The organism is Sessilibacter corallicola (genome assembly GCF_021290925.1).
Lineage (GTDB): Bacteria > Pseudomonadota > Gammaproteobacteria > Pseudomonadales > Cellvibrionaceae > Sessilibacter > Sessilibacter corallicola.
Window position 1 is genome coordinate 416374 of record NZ_JAJSLX010000001.1, and the last position, 19147, is coordinate 435520.

General features: G+C 40.9%; 13 protein-coding genes. 5 read left to right on the forward strand and 8 right to left on the reverse strand.

Annotation, left to right across the window (positions count from 1 at the left end):
- Positions 1-276 precede the first annotated feature (276 nt).
- Positions 277-1497, reverse strand: coding sequence for an argininosuccinate synthase (locus LU361_RS01665; protein ID WP_233086576.1), 1221 nt, complete (start codon positions 1495-1497; stop codon positions 277-279).
- Positions 1498-2203: 706 nt separating this feature from the next.
- Entirely contained in the window at positions 2204-3190 is a 987-nt protein-coding gene (locus LU361_RS01670; RefSeq protein ID WP_233086577.1) for a flagellar protein MotY, read from the reverse strand.
- A 206-nt stretch (positions 3191-3396) separates the two neighbouring features.
- Here LU361_RS01670 and pyrC point away from each other — a divergent pair, with 206 nt between their 5' ends.
- Both pyrC and rnt read left to right on the forward strand, forming a co-directional pair.
- Positions 3397-4437, forward strand: a complete 1041-nt coding sequence (gene pyrC / locus LU361_RS01675) for a dihydroorotase (RefSeq protein WP_233086578.1) — start codon at positions 3397-3399, stop codon at positions 4435-4437.
- Positions 4438-4508: 71 nt separating this feature from the next.
- Positions 4509-5183: a ribonuclease T gene (gene rnt / locus LU361_RS01680; protein WP_233086579.1), complete on the forward strand. Its 675-nt coding sequence runs from the start codon at positions 4509-4511 to the stop codon at positions 5181-5183.
- Positions 5184-5268: 85 nt separating this feature from the next.
- Here the strand turns inward: rnt and LU361_RS01685 are convergent, their stop codons facing one another.
- Complete coding sequence (locus LU361_RS01685) at positions 5269-5871, reverse strand: peroxiredoxin (protein ID WP_233086580.1); 603 nt, start codon at positions 5869-5871, stop codon at positions 5269-5271.
- A 545-nt stretch (positions 5872-6416) separates the two neighbouring features.
- On the opposite strand from LU361_RS01685, the gene LU361_RS01690 reads away from it, so the two are divergent.
- Together LU361_RS01690 and bfr are read left to right on the forward strand one after the other, a co-directional pair.
- On the forward strand, positions 6417-6626 hold the full coding sequence (locus tag LU361_RS01690; RefSeq protein WP_233086581.1) for a bacterioferritin-associated ferredoxin: 210 nt from the start codon (positions 6417-6419) through the stop codon (positions 6624-6626).
- A 900-nt stretch (positions 6627-7526) separates the two neighbouring features.
- A complete protein-coding gene (gene bfr / locus LU361_RS01695) occupies positions 7527-8006 on the forward strand; it encodes a bacterioferritin (RefSeq protein ID WP_233086582.1) in 480 nt (159 codons plus the stop codon).
- An 83-nt stretch (positions 8007-8089) separates the two neighbouring features.
- Here the strand turns inward: bfr and LU361_RS01700 are convergent, their stop codons facing one another.
- The 5 genes from LU361_RS01700 to LU361_RS01720 all read right to left on the reverse strand — a co-directional run bounded on the left by LU361_RS01700 (position 8090) and on the right by LU361_RS01720 (position 15926).
- Positions 8090-8908, reverse strand: coding sequence for a mechanosensitive ion channel family protein (locus LU361_RS01700; RefSeq protein ID WP_233086583.1), 819 nt, complete (start codon positions 8906-8908; stop codon positions 8090-8092).
- 280 nt (positions 8909-9188) lie between these two features.
- Entirely contained in the window at positions 9189-10352 is a 1164-nt protein-coding gene (locus LU361_RS01705) for an OmpA family protein (RefSeq protein WP_233086584.1), read from the reverse strand.
- Between the two features lie 364 nt (positions 10353-10716).
- The gene (locus LU361_RS01710; protein ID WP_233086585.1) at positions 10717-13296 is read right to left on the reverse strand and encodes a CHASE2 domain-containing protein; all 2580 of its coding nucleotides are present in this window, start codon (positions 13294-13296) and stop codon (positions 10717-10719) included.
- Positions 13283-14656: a FecR domain-containing protein gene (locus LU361_RS01715; protein ID WP_233086586.1), complete on the reverse strand. Its 1374-nt coding sequence runs from the start codon at positions 14654-14656 to the stop codon at positions 13283-13285. Before LU361_RS01715 ends, LU361_RS01710 begins: the two co-directional genes overlap by 14 nt.
- A gap of 580 nt (positions 14657-15236) precedes the next feature.
- The gene (locus tag LU361_RS01720) at positions 15237-15926 is read right to left on the reverse strand and encodes a response regulator transcription factor (RefSeq protein WP_233086587.1); all 690 of its coding nucleotides are present in this window, start codon (positions 15924-15926) and stop codon (positions 15237-15239) included.
- Between the two features lie 1517 nt (positions 15927-17443).
- On the opposite strand from LU361_RS01720, the gene LU361_RS01725 reads away from it, so the two are divergent.
- On the forward strand, positions 17444-18694 hold the full coding sequence (locus tag LU361_RS01725; RefSeq protein ID WP_233086588.1) for an imelysin family protein: 1251 nt from the start codon (positions 17444-17446) through the stop codon (positions 18692-18694).
- Positions 18695-19147 lie beyond the last annotated feature (453 nt).

Consider the following 19147-nt stretch of genomic DNA (forward strand, 5'->3'; position numbering starts at 1 on the left):
TGGTAAAAATATTGAGTTTTACGTGCAAGAAAATCGCACAAATTTAGCGGTAAATTTCACTGCGGTGAAAAACGTTGTAACAGTCGCTAATCATGCTGACGGCCAACAAACTTCCCAAGAAAATTTCTTCTCTCGTATTATCGGCTCATCAGTTTTTATAATTCTTCGCAAAAATAAACACTGCAAATAATGAGGCTATTAAAGTAACACGTACCTAATAGCCCAATTAAAAACCACCTTATGTTTATAGTTTACGCTTGGTGGGAAAGCCTATTTTTATAGGCTTTTTCTTCCTTTTCCTGCTGCAATACGCATACGTAGCGCATTGAGTTTAATAAAGCCTTCGGCGTCTTTCTGATTGTAAGCACCGGCATCATCTTCAAATGTTGCAATTTTTTCGTCGAATAAACTATTCGACGAACGTCTGCCTACAACTTCAACAGAACCTTTGTAAAGCTTAACGCGAACATCGCCGTTTACGTAAACTTGCGATTCGTCAATGGCGGTTTGTAACATTTTTCTCTCAGGGCTCCACCAGTAGCCGTTATAAATAATCTCGGCGTATTTAGGCATGAGGCTATCTTTGAGATGCGCAACTTCACGATCAAGCGTAATAGATTCAATGGCACGGTGCGCTTTCAGCATAATTGTGCCTCCCGGTGTTTCATAACAACCGCGAGACTTCATTCCTACGTATCGGTTCTCGACAATATCTAATCGACCAATACCGTTTGCACCACCAATCTTATTAAGCTTTTCAAGCACAGTTGCTGGAGACAAACGCTCGCCATCGATAGCAACGATGTCGCCATTTTCATAAGTTAATTCAAGATAAGTAGGAGAGTCTGGTGCTTCTTGAGGAGAAACTGACCAACGCCACATGTCGCTTTCAGCTTCCGCCCACGGATCTTCCAAAATGCCACCTTCATAAGAAATATGAAGTAAGTTGGCGTCCATCGAATACGGAGATTTTTTCTTACTGCTTGAGAAATCCACTGGAATATTGTGGTCTTCGCAATAAGCCATCAATTTTTCGCGGGAATTTAGATCCCACTCTCGCCAAGGGGCGATTACTTTAACACCTGGCTTTAACGCGTAGGCGCCCAATTCAAATCGGACTTGATCGTTACCTTTACCTGTCGCACCGTGAGCTACTGCATCTGCACCCGTCTCATTCGCAATTTCAATCATGCGCTTGGTGATTAAAGGACGAGCAATCGAAGTCCCTAGTAAGTATTCGCCTTCGTAAACGGTGTTTGCACGAAACATAGGGAAAACGAAGTCGCGAACAAACTCTTCGCGCAGATCGTCGATGTAGATCTCTTTGATACCCAATGCCTGAGCTTTGGCACGGGCAGGTTCTACCTCTTCGCCTTGGCCAATGTCCGCTGTGAAAGTAACAACTTCACAGTCATAAGTTTCTTGTAACCACTTAGCAATTACGGAAGTATCTAAACCACCTGAGTATGCTAAAACCACTTTTTTCACGTTAGACATGGGCGCTCCTGAGACGTAACGATTAGAACCCGATATTTTAGGCGGCGCGCATTGTAGCGATTATTCCGATAAATTCCCAGTATTTATGATGATATAAGCTCGATAAAGGCTGAAAAGTTAACTCTTAATTCGCTCTGTGCGAATTTATATTCAACGACTATATTCGATTTATTTAAAATACCGGTGCATTATATCGCCGACGATCTAAAGCAATAGGTTTGAAATCAAATTTCAAGTATCTATTCAATCATGTTTGAACAACAGATTTAAATAAAATATTTTCATCGCAAATCATCCATGCAACAAAAATCTATTCGTCAAAATATTCTCAACAATCGACCACGTAAAGCCAGAGCAAACCCTGAAGGTTTAATCAAATTCATCGAGATCTCTAAAGCGGCGAAAGTACCCAAAACAACAATACGTTGTGCCGCGGTGCTCCGTTACGCCAAACAAAATTAGATTAAATACTGCAATTTTTAAATGCGCATTTAGTTTGAATTTGCCTATCTTAAATGATGATAATTTTACGCAATGATAGTTTTTGCTGAGATTGTTTCGTTATAGATTTGAGACAGTAATGTGATTCGGGTTTTGAACGCTGATATCTTAATTATTTCTGAAACTAACGATATCGAACAAAACGACAAGAGAATTAATCTGCCACGAAAAATTCGCTTTAAAAAACGTATTAATGTTTTAAAAACTAGTTGCCCTCGCCTTCTTGAGAATCATTTTTGTTTTCAACACTCGTTTCTTCGGGTGCAATGATTTCAGGCAACGGATCTTTACTTAAACGAACGGTAACACGTCGATTTTTCGCTCGCCCTTGTGACGTTCTATTGGACGCAATGGGGTATCGTTCCCCGTGCCAACGCACCAATATTTGTTCGTCACTTACACCGCCATCGACCAATATTTTTTTTACAGATTCTGCTCTTTGCTTGGAAATATCTAAATTTTCCGCCCGAGTACCAATACTGTCTGTGTGGCCATCAATATAAAAAGACTGCACACCCGTTGGTGCAGTGACAAAAGTTAAAATATCTTCCAACTTCTGCAATTGCTTTGCTTCTAAACGATCTTCTCCGTCTGGGTATTGAAGTGAAATACGTTCAACTTGAGAGAAGTTAACAGGCAATAATTGCGCGAGACATTCGACGTATTGATCATACGCCCCACGAAAATTCACGTTCGAAACGCCGACGGTGATTCGCTGCTGTCCGGCAAACCATGAGCGCCGCATAAATTCAACTTGACGGCCGTTATATAACTCATGCATCAGTTGATACGTCAGAGAATCATCGAGAGAAATCGGGCTTTTTCCTCCTTTAACATCTACGTAACCCAAGCGCCGAATCTCTCCTCCCGGTTTCCAAAAAGGAGGGACCGTAGTCAACGCTGCCTTGCCCTCTTTCATCCTAGGCGTTTCACTGAGAAGCAAAAATGTAGGGCTTTCACCAGCGTAATGGTAAAAACTGGCTCTACCAAAGTCAGGAATGGCTTGCTCCATTTGGCACTCATAAATTGAGGTGCTTACCAACCATTCGGTGCGCTCAAGCCGACTTTGATAGGTAACGGCGTTCAAAGGAATACTGACCAACAACAGTAAACCGGCAAGTGTCCACGAACACACGCAGGAACAGTAGGAGGCCAATTGAGAACGAAGTAATCCCATGTCGATCAACGTCATACAAGAACATCATTGAAGTATTGACGTTATCGGCCGATTCACAAATGGCTGTAGCAGCCTTGGCCGAACACCAAAGACCAAGCTAAAACGCGCTGTGAGTAGGCATCACTCGAATTTAGAGCTATCCAAATGAGGATTAGCCGTCAAATCACTGGCTTTCGTGTTAAAATAAGCAAGTTTTAACAGGTAAAAGTACAATAAATCCCATGATTGATAAGATAACCATTACCCGTCCTGATGATTGGCACATTCATTTGCGAGATGGAGAAGCCCTCAAGCAAACCACTTCTGATGCGGCAAAAACCTTCGCAAGAGCCATAGTTATGCCCAACTTAGTGCCTCCGGTCACTAACGCTGAACAAGCTATGTCTTACAAGCAAAGAATCGCCGATTGTATTCCTGCGGGGCATAACTTCGAACCCCTCATGGTGTTGTACCTTACCGATCAAACCACCGCACAAGATATTATTGACGCCAAAAAACACGGGGTTGTTGCCTGTAAGCTCTATCCAGCTGGCGCAACAACGAACTCCGCATCCGGTGTTACTAACATCGATAACATTCGCGCTGTACTCGACGAAATGCAAAAACAAGGCGTTCTGTTGCTAGTGCACGGTGAAGTCACCGACGCCGAGATTGATATTTTCGATCGAGAGAAAATATTCATTGATCGCATCTTATCGAAAGTGACAAACGATTTTCCTCAATTGAAAATCGTTCTGGAACACATCACAACAAAAGACGCAGTAGAATTTGTAACACAAGCAGATGACCATGTTGCTGCCACTATTACTGCCCATCACTTGTTATTTAACCGCAACCACCTTTTGGTCGGTGGAATCAAACCTCACTACTACTGCTTGCCAGTATTAAAAAGAAATATCCACCAAACTGCGTTATTAGAAGCTGCCACCAGCGGAAACAAAAAGTTCTTCTTGGGAACAGACTCTGCTCCGCACACACAATCTGCAAAAGAAAACTCGTGCGGTTGCGCCGGCTGTTACACCGCCTATCACGCACTTGAGCTCTACGCAGAAGCGTTTGATTCGGTATCGGCATTGGATAAACTCGAAGCATTCTCAAGCTTTTTTGGCCCAGATTTCTACGGATTGCCACGCAACACTGGAACCATCACACTCAAGAAAGAAAGCTGGACAATTCCAGATAAGCTACCCTTAACACGTGATACATCCGTTATTCCATTAAAGGCTGGTGAAAGCATACAATGGCGAATGAGTGCCGATTGATTCAATCCGCACAGATAACACCAAACCCTCTCAATTGATAATTACTCTGGCTTTACAGTTAAGGACATTCTGTGACTGAGTCACAAGCAGTAGAAAACAGCAACAAACTTACACTTAAAAACCGGTTTCGAGGATTTTTGCCCGTCGTGGTCGATGTTGAAACCGGCGGCTTTAACTCTGCTAAAGATGCACTTCTCGAAATTGCAGCGGTCCCGATTCGAATGGACGAAGAAACCGGACTTTTAGCACCTGGAGAAACTGCACAGTTCTATATTGAGCCATTCGATGGTGCCAATATCGAACAGTCAGCGCTGGATTTTACCGGTATCGATTTAGACGATCCGAATCGATTATCAGAACCAGAATCCATGGCTATTCCAGAGTTGTTTAAAGTGGTGCGCAAAGCCGTTAAGGAAAGTGAATGCACGCGGGCAGTTATTGTCGGTCACAACGCTCATTTTGATTTGGGCTTTGTCAACGCTGCTGCAGACCGAAACGATATAAAACGCAATCCGTTTCATCCGTTTTCATGTTTTGATACCGCAACCTTAGCAGGTCTCGCTTTCGGTCAAACCGTGTTGGCGAAAGCTTGCCAAACAGCGGGTATTGATTTCTGTAATCGCTCTGCACATTCAGCAGCCTACGATGCCGAAAAAACGGCGGAGTTGTTCTGTATAATTGTTAACCGTTGGCAGGAATTGGGTGGCTGGCCACTTGCAGAAACCGATTCTGAGGAAGAAGAATAGAAGAAAAAATACAATAAAGAAGAAAGAGAGAAACACAAAAAACCCGGCGAATGCCGGGTTTTTTATGAGCAATGCAAAAACTAATTTACAGTTTGCTGCTGTGCTCAGATAGGTAAGAAGCAACACCTTCTGGGCTGTCTTTCATACCTGCATCACCTTCTTTCCAACCAGCAGGACATACTTCACCGTGCTCTTGGTGGAACGCAAGTGCGTCAACCATACGTAGCATTTCGTCAACGTTACGGCCTAGTGGCAAATCGTTAACTACTTGGTGACGAACAGTACCTTCTTCGTCGATTAGGAAAGAACCACGGAAAGCAACGCCACCTTCAGATTCAACGTCGTATGCTTTACAGATAGCGTGATCGATGTCAGCAACCAAAGTGTACTCAACTTCGCCGATACCGCCGTTTTCTACTGGGGTGTTACGCCATGCGTTGTGAGTCCAGTGACTGTCGATAGAAACACCAATTACTTCAACGCCACGCTTTTGGAACTCAGCCATGCGGCTGTTGTGAGCAAGAAGCTCAGAAGGACAAACGAAAGTAAAGTCTAGTGGGTAGAAGAAAACAACTGCTTTTTTACCCTTGATAGTTGCAGAAAGGCTGAAATCATCAACAATTTCGCCAGTACCTAATACAGCTGCTGCAGTGAAATCTGGAGCGGGTTTGCCTACTAAGACGCCCATGAGAAATCTCCCTTGGTCAAATTCTTGCGTGAATGAAAATACATAACAGAGCATGCTAAACAGCATCACTCTTTAATTCTGGCTCTCTAAAGTTAAGCCTGAGCCACAGCTGACCAGAAGATTTTAATAACATCTGAGTCAACTAATAGCAGGTGACTATCATACACCTCAGACGCAGTCAGTCCTATAGATTTTTTATATAGTAATTATAGCCTGAAACTTGAAAAAATAGCTTTATAAATCAATGGCTTACAAAATAAAACCGGAAAAAACTGAATATTATCACAAATATAAAAAATTATTTACACGCCACATATGTCAAATAAGTGAATCTACGTTAATAAAAATCATTTTTATTAATTATTGACAATAATTCTCGTTTAACTACAATATTCATTATCAACTTGGGCAAGGCATAAAATTGCTAAATTTCAAGTAAAGCATGCCATTAACACCCAAAAAGCATTAAAGAAATACTGAATTATCAAAAACACTGAATCATCAAGGTTGAAAGAGTACCCGCGAGATAGGTAGAGAATCAGGTAATGTATATTTGTATTTGTAAAGGAATAACAGACTCTCAAATACGTGAAGCAGTATGCTCTGGAGCTTCAAGTTTACGTAGCGTTCGCCAACAGCTTGGCGCAATGACTCAATGTGGTAAGTGTGCCGCTCAAACTCGTCAGCTAGTTAACGAGACCATTTCAGAAATCAGCAACGCTGATGCCGGTGCAAATTACTACAGCGTCGCTTGAATACTTTAAATAAGTCGCCCGAACCCTTTGAATAAAGGGTCATCTAAAATAAGGGGTCATCTGAAAAGTCTCTTAAGTAAAACGTCACCTCGCAACACACTGACTGATCCTACAGATTTCTCCAGCCTCCATAATGTCTTCGCGAGGCTCTAATTCTCTCCAACAATACCCCTCACAATCTGAATAAAAATTGCACAGCCAATCATTTTTCCCAGTCTCCAATTACAAATAATCCACAAGTAATCACGAATGCAAAAGTCACCATTCACCGTAAAAGTTGAACGCCATCAAAACTCATACACAGTTATAAGCAAAAAACTCAAATAACAATCGTCGCCCATAATATTTTGTTTATTAAGAAGATTCGCCATAGAGCTCGACCAAAATACAAAGACTGACTAACGTAAATTAAATCACTGGAAATCTAAATCGTTCTTACTCAAAAAAGAGACAGCTCATTTGTCATTATGAGTTTATGAATCTCTTGCTAGACCATAAATTTTTTAGGCCTATATAAAGTCAGGTAAAATTGTGACTATCACTTCGATAGAGCAACATTTGAAAACGACTTTTTAATAACTTTTATTAACATAAAATATTTTTTATATCCTACAAATTACACTTCGATTAGAAAAAATTCCCTCTGATTCTGCCCCGCACAACCGGCCATTAATCTAAAAACCTGAGCAGAAACAAATAATTAACGGCTAATCACGCTACCAACATTCAATTAAAATAAACACGTAAAAGAGATTGAGAAAAATTATAATTTAGATTTATTTTCCAATAGAAATCAATAACTTAGGTTGACACTCAGATTTTTTGAGACCAAACTACACGACATTAATCAAAAACATCGGAAATAATCACTCCGAATAAAGCCGTGTGAGGAGAGTTAAAATGAAAGGTGATCCCAAGGTAATCGAGTATTTGAACAAAGCGCTCTACAACGAGCTAATTGCGATCAATCAATACTTCTTGCACTCTAGAATGTACAAAGACTGGGGCTTAAAAGCCTTAGCTAAAAAAGAATACGAAGAATCCATCGACGAAATGCAACACGCCGATAAAATCATTGATCGTATTCTTTTCCTGGAAGGCATCCCTAACCTTCAAGATCTAGGCAAGTTGATGATTGGTGAAAATACTCAAGAAATGCTTGAGTGCGATCTGAAATTGGAATTGATTGCTATTCCTGATCTCAGAGAAGCTATTGCTTACTGTGAATCAGTGAAAGACTACGTATCTCGCGATTTATTCAATGAAATTTTAGAAGATGAAGAAGAACACGTTGATTGGTTAGAAACTCAACTTGAGTTGATCAACAAAGTCGGAATTCAAAATTACCTGCAATCAGCAATGGAAGGTGAAAATTCCTAACGTTTGGACCTTTCAATAAAAAAGCCGCTTATGCGGCTTTTTTTATTGTCTACAAAATAATACAGGTTATTTCTAGCAGAGAATTATTCCCCTGACTTAGTCACATGAACATCCATTTGCGGAAATGGAATTTCGATTCCCAGCTCATCAAATCTCACTTTAACCGCTTCGGTTAAATCGAAATACACACCCCAATAATCGGAAGCCTTAACCCAAGGGCGTAACACAAAGTTAACAGAAGAATCAGCCAACTCAGAAACCGCAATCATCGTTTCTTTGTCTGTTAAAATTCTAGAATCGGCAGCGACAAGCTCTGCAAGTACTTCCTTGACTTGCTTAATATCGGAGCCATAACCTACACCCACGACCAAATCCACACGACGTTCATCTTGGGTAGAAAAGTTCGTGATATTGCCACCGGTAATATTGGAGTTAGGAACGATGATGGTTTTATTATCAGGCGTTAATAATATTGTCGCAAAAATTCCAATTTCAGAAATAGTACCCATTGCTCCGCCAGCTTCAACAAAGTCACCGGTTTTGCAAGGCTTAAACAAGATGATCATCACCCCTGCTGCGAAATTTGATAAGGAACCTTGCAGAGCAAGACCAACGGCCAAACCAGCCGCACCGAGCACAGCAATTAAAGATGCGGTTTGAATACCGACTTGACTCAACGCCGCAATAATTACGAATGCGAGAATCAAATAATAAATAATATTGGTAATAAAGTTATTGAGGGTCACATCCACTGACTTTTTAGCCATTGAACCTTCAATAAACTTGGAAATTGTTTTTGCCAACCATTTACCGACAAAAAAGATGACAAGAGCCAGAATGATTTTAATTCCATACGCAGAAATTAAAACAGGAATCTGAGCTATGTATTGTTCAACATTCATAGTGAATATACCCCAATGGAGTTTGAAAAAATCCACGCAATTACGCAGAAAGGTTAACTTGATAGTTATTAATAGATAAATAAGATACTGAAAGTAACGCCTAAGAACATGCTACCTAATAGCGTCGAATCTAATTGGCATTAGGCAATACAAGTAAATCAATAAAAACTGAGAACACAGCGAATTAAGAATACCATCTATCAGACAAAATAGTATGGCTACAGCAATAATTTTTAATTGAACGACCTTTTAAAAGGTCGTTCAATATTACCGGACAATATTATTTTTCAGCGCGAGTTTTAACAGTCGCTTTAACCACCGCAACAACACGTCGGTTAGTTGCACGATTTTCTGCGGTGTTATTAGAAACAACTGGCTTTTCTTCTCCGTAACCAACAGAAGATACGCGATTGCCACTGACTCTGAACTCTTGAATTAATACGTCAGCTACAGCTTTAGCACGGCGCTCAGATAATTGTTGATTGTAAGCAGCTGCACCACGGTCATCGGTATGCCCTTCGATCACTACGTTTGTGCCCGCGTATTCGCGCATAAACTTAGCAACGGATTCAATTTCTGGGTACGCCGATTGTGGCACTTCAGCAGAATTATTTGCGAATCGAACATTCAACTGAACTTCTTTATCTTCGGTTAATTCAATGTAGCAACCGCGAGAATCAACCTTTGCGTTCAACGCTGAGTCTGGGCAAGAATCTTTATAATCCGCGACGCCATCTTTATCGCTATCTAAAGGACAGCCGTTGGAATCTACACGAACACCATTAGGTGTATTTGGGCACTGATCACGACTGTCGATCACACCATCGTTGTCAGCGTCAGCTGGACCTGCGACAACAGCTGGTTCAACAGGCTTAGATTTTTTTACTGGCGCAGAACTCTCGGTAGCACCGAGCAAAAACGAAAGGCCAAGTGTAAACGCAACATCGAAAGTACTTTCTTCAATTCCGTGGATCAAACGAAGATCAGGACGCAAAGACGCGACTTTAGATAGCTGATATTTAGCACCGCCACCAAAATTGAAAATTGTGTCGTTGTCATCAACACTAAAACGCGTTGCCTCGTAATCGATATCACCGATACCACCGGCTAGATAAGGCTGCCATTTACCCGAACGGCTGAAATGATACAAACCGTCTAAGCGGTACTGCTCAACGTCAATGTCACCGATAAGTGAATTGTCAGATTCGCTATCAGCATTTAAGTATACTAATTCAACCGCCCACGGATTATCGAACTGATAACCTAAAGCCAAAGAAAAGAGCGTGTCGTCGTCAATGTTTGAGTCACTGTCAAAAAAGTAGTACCCAACCCCAGGGGTTACTGTAAATCCAGGTTCATAATCGTCTGCAAATGCAGTAACCGCAGCGGCAGACATTGTTGAGGCTAAAGTAGCCGTCATAATATTTTTTACAATATTTTTCATTCTCAAGAATCACTCCTGACCAAGTGTGTAATATTTAAACTTATTATCTGAATATAGTGGTACCGCACCCAATTAATTCATGCCTACTTCGACATTTTTGCGTAACTCAGCGGATCAGATTGAATCTAAATACTAATTTATCAAAGTTAATTTAATAAAACTGACCTTAGATCAAAGATAAAAAGTAATTTAATTCTCTGCTATTTGGCGCTTGATGTCACTGTTGCCAGTCGATAAATGTGTAAAACCGAGTAAAACAGTAAATAATTGAACACAGATTAGAAAACGCAATTTAAGCATTACACTAGAAATTGCAAATTTATTTAGGAATAAAAAAAAGTTTTAATAGTGTAGTAATCTCTGATTAATCGTCCAATAGTGTGTCATCTTGATAAGCAGGTAATACCACAATAAAACAACTGCCTTTACCAAATTCACTTTCAACACGCACGCTACCACCGTGCTTACGGGCAACAATTTCGACAAAGTGCAATCCTAAACCAGCACCACTAACATTTGTTTGTCCAGCTACACGTTTAAAACGCTGGAAAATATTAGGTAGATCTTCAGGTTTAATTCCATGTCCCTGGTCCTTAACCTTGATAACCAAGTTAGAACCCTCGACCTCAGCAAAAACTTGAACAAGAGTATCACTTGAACTGTATTTGATCGCATTAGTCAGCAAATTAATGAGCAGTCGTTCTAATAATTCACCATCACCTTCCACCCACATATCGTCCATCGTTCGAGAAATATCGATTTTAATTTTCTTTTGCGATGCCGGATGGCGAACCATTAATAATGCGTTATCAATCACAGAGTGAATATCGCACAGATCAAATTTCGATTGGCCTGCAATTTCAGCGCGAGCCAACTGCAAGAAACTTTCAGCAAAGGATAAATTTTTTCGAGCATAAGCTTCGATATCAGACAACATCGAATGGACTTCGCTTTTTTCAACGACGTCATCTCGATTAAGTTTGGTATTTCGATACTGCTCAATAAGTGCCAAAATTGAAACAACGGGTGAACGCAAATCGTGAGATAAAAAGTGCAACGCTTCCGTACGAGCACGTTCACTTTCTTTTACCATCGTGATATCGGTAAAACTGAATAACAATGTATCGGTGTATTTTGATTGCCAATTGAGTGCGACTAACTGACAAAGATACTCTTTCTCCGTGTTTGCCAGTTTCGCTTCAACAGATATATCTGTCTGCTCAAGAATGGCTGTTTGAATTAAATGCAGCCAATTACCGTCAATTTGAAAGTCATTGAGGAACTCCAATAAGTGAAGGGGTTTATCTTCTACCAAATCAAAGCTGGAGCGAGCGGTATCGTTTATTAAAATAGCTTCACCAAAAATATTGGTAACAACAATGGCCCCACGAATATTTTCCAAACACTGACGAGTAAACTTACGATTAATTTCTGCTTCTTGGGTGGCTTTACGAAGACTTTGTATCGTCGCTGTTACCAATTCCGCCGGTTTTTTCTCAGGCTTTTCAACGACGTTGGCATTCAAATCAATAGCACTGCGCCAAAGCTGCGAGTACTTAGTATCCATATCGGAAGATTCATCCCAAGAGATGCTGACTCGATTAAAGTTATCCGAGCTAACCACATCGATCGGCTTCATATGATTAAACGACTTACTACCATCAGAACTGCCGTCTGAAATTTGCCATTGACTTAAACCAACAATTTTCGCAACAAAGGTTAATCGCTCCGCTAGTTTGGTATCGATTTGTTGGTTGCTGGATTCTGCTTCCTGCTGGGCTCTGTATAACTCACGGCGCAAAAATCGAATCGCCTGCTCCAACCGTCGCCAACTCCAAATTGGATAGAACAGCAATAACGGAATAATTACCGCTAAGGGAGCAAACCATAACCGCGCGTAGAGTATAAAAATTGCCGATAACAAGGTGATGGATAATACGTATACCGAGGTTAGGATAAAATATTGTCTGGGTGTTGCGTAGGCACCGCTGAGAATTAACACAAAAACAATAATGCAAGAAAAAATCCAGTGTAAGTGCACATCTACTGGAATAATCGTCGTTTTATGTAGTAATGACTTATAAATATTTGCATTGAATTCAACGCCGTCCATGGTTCCAAACGGCGTCGCTATCAAATCCCCCATTCCCTGCGCTGTCGCACCTATAAGCACTACTTTATCTGATAAGGTTCGAAGCGGAATACGGTCATGAATAACATCTGTATAAGACACCGATTCAACTTGCGGTGGCGGCCCCGCTAACGGAATTAAGTTGAAGTAATCGCGACTGATAGCGAATGAAGAATTGGTGATGGATTCATTCGGACGCAACCCTGGAATTTCATAGTCCTCGTCGGGATAAACAAGGTTCAGCAGAGAAAGCATTAAATGCGGCCAATAAGCTTCTCCCAATCCTTCTTTTAAAAATACAGCACGACAGACACCATCAACATCATATTCGACATGAACATGACCAAGGGCGGCGGCGGAACTGGCTAAAATGGGAGTTGGTAATACTTCGAGAATTTGCCCGCCCTGGTAGGTCTGCTCCATGTGAACGGATAAAACAACAGAACCAAAATTCGCAATGGCCTCAGAGAATATCTGATCGCTTTGCGGATCATAACGATCTGGATCAGGGAAAATAATATCAAACGCAACCGCTTGAGCGTCGGCCTCTCTTAATTTATCCAGCAACTGTGCGTGCACTCGGCGCGACCAGGGCCAGCGACCAATTTCCAATAGGCTTCGCTCATCAATGGCAACAATCAATAAATCTTTTGGCGGCTCGGAGGGAAAACGGGTAAGAACGGCATCATAAAAAGCTTGGTCAACCGAATAGCCCCATCTAGAAATGGAGATAGTTATCGCAAGCAATGCCATGACGAGCGCAAGAATAAAGCGCTCGACAAAAACCGAGGAAATGGCATTAAAGGGCAACAAAGAGCACCCAGAAAACCGACCATGTTAATAAGGCTTTTTTCGGTAAGCGATCAACTTTAATTTCTCGAGTCTGAGAGAATTCACTGTCGACGCCTTCCAGAGCAATAGCTTGAACTCGGTAATACAGACCCTTTTCGAACGACGGATCCCAAGGCAACACCAAGCTTGTCTCAGTTGTAGTGAATTCTTGGTAAATCACATCGAAATTATCGGAATTAGATACTTGTACAAAATAGCTGTCTGCCGCTTCGACCATCTGCCAATCAATTTCAACATCCAAATCGGGTTTCGATAATTTCGGCTTGGCAATCACCGCCGGAGAATCGAGCGGTTGCTCAATACAGATTCTTTTATAAGCCACTAAACCCTGAACACCATCGGCATCGACGCCACGCACGGCAAAGCGTACGCAATCGTCGTTAAAGTCGGTTACATCTAAAGAAAATTCAGCGCTCGATAAAAAATAGCTGTTGATTAACTCAGCCTGCTCATTGTCTTTCAACGAATCCAATCGATATTGCTCAGCTCCGTCGACGGGCTGCCACGTTAATTCGATCGGTCCTGGTTGAATCTCCTTCACAGCCGCGGCAAATTCCGGCGCTGACAATAACGGTTTAGGTTGCTCAGGTGGCAAACCTTCAGCGGTTTTTACTGAAAAGCCCTCTTCGACATCAACCGTAGATTGTTGAGCATCAACACCCACGGTGCCTTCTAGCACCTCGGTAATGGAAACTCCGGAGTTTTCATTTTTACCGGCAGTTAGGCGATATTCAGTACCGCGAACCGCTGCAATTGCCGACGGCGTTCGAATTTGGAAACGACTTTTTGGTCTGCGCTCAGGCACTCGGGCGTTAACAGCCCCGGTATTCAAATGAAGCTGGGAGGTAAATGCCTGGTCTTGTTGAGTAGTAGAAATGGAATCGAGAAGTAATTCGGAATTAGGCTCCATTTGAATCAGAGCACCGTCTTCGAAAATAAGCGTAGCGAAGCTTTCTTCACCAGTTACCACAGTTGTTCCGATGGCTAATTTCTGTTGGAAGGTCGGTATCTCGCTGGAAGCGGGGTCTTGGTAAAATACGGTAACATCGCCTTTGTAGTAACTGAGCGTCACCGGGCGCGGGACTTCTTTTAGCCAGCTAATGGGAAATCGGATGATTAACCCCGGCGGCAACTGCCTTGGATACTCTACCGAATTGTACTCACCGAGCTTTAACCAACAATCGCGCCGAACAGTATACTGATTACAGAGATTCCACAAATTATCTCCGGGGCGCACACTGTATAGCCAATCGCTCTCGGAGTGAGCCGGGCGGGCCACTAAATTAAGCAGTAACAAAAAGAAAACCAAATATAAACGCACAAACGCCCCCAGGCAGGTCAGGAATATTTTCTTACGGATACTCTATGATAGAGGCAATAAAATAGTTCTAGAGCCCCAACTAACTGTTGGCACCGTATATAAACAACATATTAAAGAAATTTAGGCTGAATAGATAACAAAACAAGCACGGCAATCTACGACCGTAGAATTGCTCAGCCCCCAATACAAAGTCATAGTGTTTCTAACTGATCAGGAATCGTCCTTTGAATTAATTATAAATTCGGAAATTATTATATCAATTTTGAGTGTTAAATTTGTTCGATCCAATTTTGGCTAAACGAAATTTACATTTTAGTCACACAAATAAAATATTGTCGGAAGTGTCTTAATAGTAAGAAAAATTAAACTTATTAGGAAAAATAACGCTTGGAGAGGATAAATAAGGGGGAAGTTGTTACGCCTAATACCCATCAATAGTGAATAGGCACTAACACAAGGTTAATGACGAAATAATTTTTATTTACAAAAGCTCTAACTCGTTGACTCGTTGTCAGCAATTATTTTGTCTAATCAGTCAAAATAATAAGACAAAATAATTGCCTAACTAACTACTCAATTCTTAGTCTTCAACTTTTTCGAGACGGTAGCCGTGCTGATATACAGTTTTTATACAATAACCACACGTTGGCTCAATTTTGAGATTTCGTCTCATACGGCTGATGTGCATGTCTACGGTACGAGTATTTAATTCAGCGTCTACACCCCATACCTCTTTCAACAAGAATTCGCGGGAAAGTAACTTTCCTTGATTACGAATAACACAAATTGCCAATTGGTAATCTTTTCTCGTCATCTTCACTTCTTCACCATTAACCAGAACATTTTTATTGCTGGTATCAATGGTGACGTGTGCGAGTCGAATAAGTTGATCATCACCGCGGCTTAAACCCGCGCGACGGCCAATTGCTGCTACTCGAGCCAACATCTCTGCTTGGCGAGGAGGTTTAATCACGTAATCATCCGCTCCGGCTTTTAAAGCTTCCACAACATCTTCTTCACTGTCTCTTTGTGTTGAAAAAATCACAGGTAAGCTGTCGTTGTGGTTTTCTCGAATCCAGCGCAGCGCATCCAATCCGGTCGAATCGGGAAGTTGCCAATCTAGAATTGCAATATCAAGAGGTTGCTTTTGCATTAGTTGGATAAAATTGCTAACGCTTTCAGCATGAAAAACGTCGTACCCATCGTCAGTTAGCCATTGCGTCAATAACTGAGCTTGGGCGATATCATCTTCTAACAAGCCGATTTTCAAATCACGCCTCCCAGGTGTACTGGAGATATCTATCATAATAACTACTCAAAATACTTTAAAGAAAATCCGATTCCGTATAAAAACAATTCTTCTTATAGCCAGACGTTACAGGCTGGAAAAATCAGGATAAATTTTCGAGTTCCAACCGTTTTAATACTTCGAACTAAGAGAAACAAGAGAACAACCATCAATTTTTTGCTAATTTCCCAATTAAAATTTTTTAAAATCTCAATTGGTAAAGTAAGAAATTCAGCAATTTTTGCTTTGATTCATAGCAAGATAAAAAATCAAGCAATTTATCTTTATGGTTGTTAAACAAATCAGCCAATAACTAATAAATACTAAATACTAAATAGAATTTAGTCGCCTAATTTCCATTTTTTCACACACAGCGGCTTAACATTAAATTAACGCTTTTTAGTGAATTAATCTCAACAGAATTAAGCCAGATACTAACGAAACCCAGCGCGACTATTCACCTGTGACAATTTCTACGTCTAAGGTCGAATATCGCTATTTTCCATTCACGAGGTTACTTAGCCTACTGAGGACGCTCTATTTACTATCACCCACAATTCATTATTAATTTATAAAAATTTAGAACTAAGTTTGTCACTAATTATCAAACTGCCGCGAGATTAGCTTTTCATATATTTCGAAAGCACTGGATTATTGCTCGACGGAGAACACTAATTATTGTTGCGTATCGTTATTTGTATGAACAGAAACAATAAATAGCGGAAAAATCATATATTAGTCACCACTTATATATCAGTGAACCTTAATTAATCACTGAAGTGGTTAAGACTCGTGGCAACAACCAAGTCGTACCTTTTCACTTATGTATACGACTTAACACTCCAAATAATTCACTGACGAATAATATTGAAATAGATTTTTCTTACATTAACTCCAATGTTTTTGTCTCGCTGGGCCAAACTAGTACTTTAGTGCCAAAAGGATTGTTTATATCCACCTTAACTTTCTTTTTTGGGATAATAATTAATTTAGGGGCATAGGCATGACGAAAACATCGTTTTACTGCCATGAACCTCACACAGTCATTAAATTCTTCTTGGACTTCAGACAAACCATCGCATCGAATACACACAACCACTCACTCATACTTTGAAACAGAACAAACACGCTTTTGGCATTTCCGCTATAAACAGAGACTCTTTCATCATCACTGATTCAATTATGAACACTCTGCCTAAATTTTGAGAGCGTGTTCCTGTTAACCGGTAAAATGAGTATTACAAATGGGATTTATCGGTATTGTGACTATTATTGAGAGTTCACTCCAGTCATCAAAATTTGATTTTACGATCGTTTACTTTTTAAACAAATCAAATTGTTTGATCTAACTTTCAATGTTTTAAAATTATTATTTGATAACAATTCTTATTAACTTTATCATCCAACTGTAATAAACAAACATTCTTAAAGCACCCCGCGTATTTTTATACCTAAATAAAGGAAACGAATGCAGACACGGTGTTGTACTGAGGAAACATATGAAAAATCAGATATTGGGTATTTCACTGGCAATAATGGGCACAACAGCGACCTCGGCCCAGGCCATTACTGAAAGAGATGTTGCTAATTCTTATGCAGACCTCGCACACGTTATCTATACCGACGCACTCTGGGCGGCACAACAGCTAAAATCCTCAATTACCAACCTCTTAGAAAACCCATCTGAAAAAACATTGGCAGATGCAAAAAACGCTTGGGTAATTTCTCGCATTCCTTACCAACAATCTGAAGCCTTTCGATTTTCTCACCCTGTAGTTGACGAAAAAGATTTACAATTAAATTCATGGCCATTAGATGAAGGGTTCATCGATTACGTCGACGATGACTACCAAGGCGAGCTAGGCAATACAGGGGCGACAGCCAATATTATTGCTGCTGACTCCCTAAAACTCGGGGCTAAAAATTACGATTTATCTAAACTCACGCCTTCTCTGCTATCAGAATTAAATGAATTTGGAGGTTCAGAGGCAAACGTGGCCACCGGTTACCATGCCATTGAGTTTTTATTGTGGGGGCAAGATCTTAACGGCACTGAATCGGGTGCTGGCAATCGCCCGTTCACAGATTTCGCAACCGGTGAACAGTGTACTAACGGCAATTGTGATCGCAGAAGAGATTATCTTGTCGCTGCAACAGACCTGTTAATTTCAGACGTCAGCTATATTGTTGACCAGTGGCAACCAGATACAAGCGATAATTACCGAGCCGAACTACTGGCGTTGGACGAAAAAGAAATTCTCACTCGTATGCTATTTGCAATGGGTTCACTGGCATTTGGCGAATTAGCGGGTGAGCGAATGAAAGTTGCGTTAGAGGCCAATTCCCCCGAAGACGAAAACGATTGCTTTAGCGACAACACCCACAACGGTTACTTCGACAACGCCAAAAGCATTGCCAATGTCTATACCGGTGAATACCGCAAGCTCGATGGCACCTTGTTCTCGACCTATTCTCTGGCAGAGCTTATTGATCAAAAGAATCCTCAGCTCGCTCAGCAAATGCAGCATCAATTGTCTGAAACGCAAAAGGCATTTCAAACCATGGTCGATGCAGCAGAAAACTCTGAGTCACCGATGAAGTTTGACCAAATGATTGCTGAGGGTAACGATAAAGGCGCGCAGTTAATCAATACCGCTATTGAATCATTAGCTAAAGAAACCGAGTTAATTGAACAAATCGCGCAATCACTGGATATTAACAACTTAAACCCGTCTCTTGCACAAGAGTAATTAGCGGTTTATCCAGCACAGCCTTACTTTTCTAAATTCACAAACATCGAACGAAAAGTAAGGCTCATTGATTAACTCACGTTTAAAATTCGCTCACCTCTACTCACGCTCTCGAACACTTCAACGCTACCCTAGACTGGCTGCACGTTATTTTTAGCGATTCTCACGCAATAAACGCAATGAACCAACATTCAGTAAACACGCCACCAAGATGTTGTTAACATACGGCCTTAATCACCTTAAATAGACTGTAACCTGTTTTTTTGAGTTACCCTCAAACTCTGAGTATTTTCGCATCGTATAATGCTACTCATAATTCAGTACTGACCAACGCCACTGTGATCAATTTCCCGCAACGTGGTTTTTATTGCGATTTTCTGAAAGTAGATTCAATGCATTTTGGTCAGCCACCTAAAATTAGAGTTTCACTGACTGATGAAACCCAGCCACACA